Origin of the sequence: Streptomyces sp. NPDC001634 (genome assembly GCF_040298185.1) — a bacterium.
Lineage (GTDB): Bacteria > Actinomycetota > Actinomycetes > Streptomycetales > Streptomycetaceae > Streptomyces.
The window spans coordinates 1-3,765 of record NZ_JBEOZU010000193.1; the positions used below are offsets into that span (position 1 = coordinate 1).

At 69.9% G+C, this 3,765-nt stretch carries 3 protein-coding genes; 2 read left to right on the forward strand and 1 reads right to left on the reverse strand.

The features are described from left to right. Nucleotides 1-2,071, reverse strand: a 2,071-nt coding sequence (locus tag ABT186_RS47325) for a sensor histidine kinase (RefSeq protein WP_351930615.1), incomplete at its 3' end; no start/stop codon positions are given. 420 nt (nucleotides 2,072-2,491) lie between these two features. On the opposite strand from ABT186_RS47325, the gene ABT186_RS47330 reads away from it, so the two are divergent. Together ABT186_RS47330 and ABT186_RS47335 are read left to right on the forward strand one after the other, a co-directional pair. Beyond that, nucleotides 2,492-3,454 carry an ABC transporter substrate-binding protein gene (locus ABT186_RS47330; protein ID WP_351223740.1) on the forward strand — a complete coding sequence of 321 codons (963 nt, stop codon included), beginning with the start codon at nucleotides 2,492-2,494 and terminating at the stop codon, nucleotides 3,452-3,454. 10 nt (nucleotides 3,455-3,464) lie between these two features. Then, nucleotides 3,465-3,765 (forward strand): aromatic amino acid lyase (locus tag ABT186_RS47335; RefSeq protein ID WP_351930617.1); only part of this gene is annotated, 301 nt, incomplete at its 3' end.

Sequence of the window (3,765 nt, forward strand, 5' to 3'; positions counted from 1 at the left end):
CCGCGTCGGCGGCCGACGTCGGCCTCGTCGCCGCAGCGGGAGCAGGTTCGGCGGTAGCGCGCCCGGCGGCCGCGTCCGCATCAGGTGCCCCCAGCGGGCTCATCGTGAGCAGCAGCGACGACGGCATCTCCACCGTCGCCGTGACACCACCGCCGGGTGTGCGGGACAGTACGACCTCGACCTCCCACCGGCGCGCCAGCGTGCCGACCACGAACAGGCCCAGCACCTTCGTCGGTACGAGGTCCAGGCGCTCGCGACGGATCAGCCGGGCGTTCTCCTCGGCGAGGCGCTCGGCGCTCATGCCCAGGCCGTGGTCGGCGACCTCGATCACCGCACCCTCGCCGCCCATGCGTACGGTCACCTCGACGGGGCTGCCCGCGGGCGAGAACGAGACGGCGTTCTCCAGGAGTTCGGCGACCATCAGCGTCAGGTCGCCGATGATGTCGGGCTCCACCATGACCTCGGTCTCGGCGCTCAGCCGCACCCGCTGGAAGCCTTCGATCTGGCCGAGCGCGGCACGTACCACATTGGTGAGCGCGGTGGGACCGGCGTCCAGGACCGTCTCGCGGATACCGGCGAGCAGCATCAGGCTGTCCGCGTTGCGCCGCAGTCGTACGGCAATGTGGTCGATGGAGTAGAGACGTTCGAGGAGCGCGGGGTCGGTCTCGCCACGCTCCACCGCGTCGATCAGCGCCAGCTGGCGGGTGGTCAGATTGCTCACCCGGCGTCCGACGTTGCCGAACATCTCGGCGACGTTGCGGCGGCTGAGCACCTGGCGCTCCAGCAGTGCGGCGGCGGTGGTCTGCACTTGGTTGAAGGCGTCGGCGAGTTCACCGATCTCGTCGCGTGCGGTGACCGGCACCTCGCTCAGCCGCGGCGGCCCGGCGTCCTCGGCGTCGTCGTCGGCCACCCGGGCCAGCTCGCGCCCGGCGACCTCGGCGACCTGCTGGGCGGCGCCGGTGAGGGCCTGCACCGGGCGGACCACCGAGCGGCGTACCAGGACGGAGAAGGCGATCCAGACGGCGAAGCCGATCAACGCGGAGTACAGCAGCAGACCCGCCCGCCACTGGGCGCTGTTGGAGGCGTCGTCGGCCCGGTCGGCGATCTGGTCGATGAGCGAGGAGGTGATCCGCAGCCGGATCTCGGCCTGCTCGGTGTAGGCGGGGTAGTCGCTCAGGGCGTCCGCGAACGCCCGGCGGATCTCGGCCGGGGAGTTCGCCTGCAGCCCGCTGGGGTCGACCTGGAGTTCGGCGTAGGCCTGGCCGATGTCCCGTTGCGGGGTGCTGTGCTCGATTCCGGAGAGCTGCTCCGTCTGCGTCTCGGTGGCGAACCGGGAGAACCGGTCGGCCTGGTAGGCGTACTGCTCGAAGGAGCCGACCGCGCCCGTGAACTCGATGAGCGCGTTGGTGTCACCGGTCGTCGCCGAGAACACGCCGGTCTCGAAGGCGCCGTGGGCGGCGTCGGCACGCAGCAGGGAGTCCAGCATATTGCCGGTGAAGGTGGCCGCGAGCGCCTCGTTGCGGTCGAGTCCGAGGCCGTCGATCAGGCCCTTCGAGGCGTTGGTGTAGGCCGGGTCGATGTTGTCGGCGGGCAGATACCCCTGCCCGACGGTCTCGCGCAGGCTGGTCAGGCCCTCGATCTCCTTGAGTGCCTGCGCCTCGGTGTCGGGCAGCCGGTCGCCGAAGGTGCTGCGCACCTTCTCGACCTGGGCGTCAACCGCGGCCTGCGCCTTGTGGTAGGCGTCGAGCGAGGTCTTCGCGCTGCCGGCCTTGGCCTCGTACTGCACGGAGAGCAGGATGGCCTGCTGGTGCTCGGTCTGCACCCGGTCCACCAGCCGCGCGACCTGGGTGCTGTCACGAACGAGCCGGGCCGCGGACTCGGCGCTGTCCGACTCCTGCACCAGGCCTGTGATGAGGTAGGCGAGCAGCACCGCGACCACGGCGAGCGGTACGCCGACGAGGAGGTTGAGCTTGCGCCTGAACGGCCAGCGGTCGGCGAAGCCGCGTATGCCACCCCGGGCCGGCGGTGACGGCGCCGGCCCGGCCGGCGCGTCCACCTCGTTCGTGGACACCAAGTCTCCTTCGGGGGCGTCTCAGGGCGCGCGAAGATTTCACGTGACCGTAATAGATCGACCGGGCTCGCAAGCGGAACCGACCGAGGTCGGAGCAGAACGGTACAAGCAGGCCTGGACACCGTTGTCGGCCCACACTGCAGCCCGTCGCCAACTTCCCGGAGACTACCGCCCTTCAGGGGGCAAATCCGGTCGCCCTACGTCAAGAATCCATTACAAAGAGCACGTGGTTCCGTCTCTGTCCATGCGTTACTTCTTCACAACCGGACGTTCACAACTGGCCACGCACCGAGGCCAATCGGTGACCCGAATGCACTTGACTGACCTAGAACGAGCTGGATTGGATCAGTGAAGTGCGGTGCCCGCACCCCGCACAGCCATGCCATGCCCTGCCCCACCCCCGAGCCCGGAACGGCAATCGTGACTTCTACCGCGAACACCAGCACGTCCAGCAGGAGACTCCCCGGCGCGGCCGCCGTCGCGCTTGCCGCCACGGCCGCGCTGCTCGCGGGGTGTTCCTCGTCCTCCGACAACAAGTCCGACAACCCGCTCTCCAACGACAAGGCGAGCGGCGGCACGGTGGTCGTCGGCTCGAACAACTTCGCCGAGAGCATCCTGATCGCCGACATCTACGGCGAGGCCCTCAGGGCCAAAGGCGTCAAGGTCACCTACAAGCCCAACATCGGCAGCCGCGAGACCACTTACGGTCTGCTGAAGAACGGCTCCATCACGGTCCTGCCCGAGTACAACGGCGCACTGCTGGCCTACCTGGACAAGAACGCCGCCCCGAAGACGGTCGCCGCCACGACGGCCGCCATCAACGCCAAGCTCGACTCCAAGCTCACGCTGCTGGACCCGGCGCCCGCGCAGGACAAGGACTCCGTCACCCTCAACGCGGACACGGCCAAGAAGTACAACCTCACCGACAAGTCCGGCATCGCGGACCTCAAGGACGTCGCCAAGGACCTGGTCATCGGCGGCTCGCCCGAGTTCCAGACGAGGCAGCAGGGCCTGTTGGGCCTGAAGTCCGTGTACGGGCTGGAGTTCAAGTCCTTCAAGGCGCTCGACGCGGGCGGCCCGCTGACCGAGGCGGCGCTGAAGAAGAACACCGTGCAGGCCGCGGACATCTTCACCACGGACCCGACCATCTCCAAGGAGAAGTTCGTGGTCCTGCAGGACCCGAAGAACCTCTTCGGGTTCGAGAACGTGCAGCCGCTGGTCTACAAGTCGGGGCTGCCCCAGAAGGGCGTCGACGCGCTCAACGCGGTCTCGGCCAAGCTCGACACGGCGGCGCTGCTGGACCTGGACACCCAGGTGCAGCTCGACAACAAGGACCCGCTCGACGTCGCCAAGGCCTGGCTGAAGTCGGCCGGCCTGGACTGACACCGGGTCCGTGGACACCGCCGCGGACGGACCGACGCGGGTGCCCCCGCCCTCCGGGGCCACGGGCGCCCGTGTCGTCCTCGACGGCACCGGCCTCCGCATCGGCGGAGTGGTCCGCCTGGCCGACGGCCGGGCCGTGCCCGACGTGTCCCCTCAGGCACTCGACCGGGCCCGGCGCAGCCGGCGCACGGCCGAGCGGCTCGCCGCCACGGGCCGGCTGTACGGGCGCGGCACCGGCGTCGGCGCGCACCGCTCGGTGGCGGTCGCGGCGCAGGACGCCGCCGGCCACGGGCTGCGGCTGCTGCGCAGCC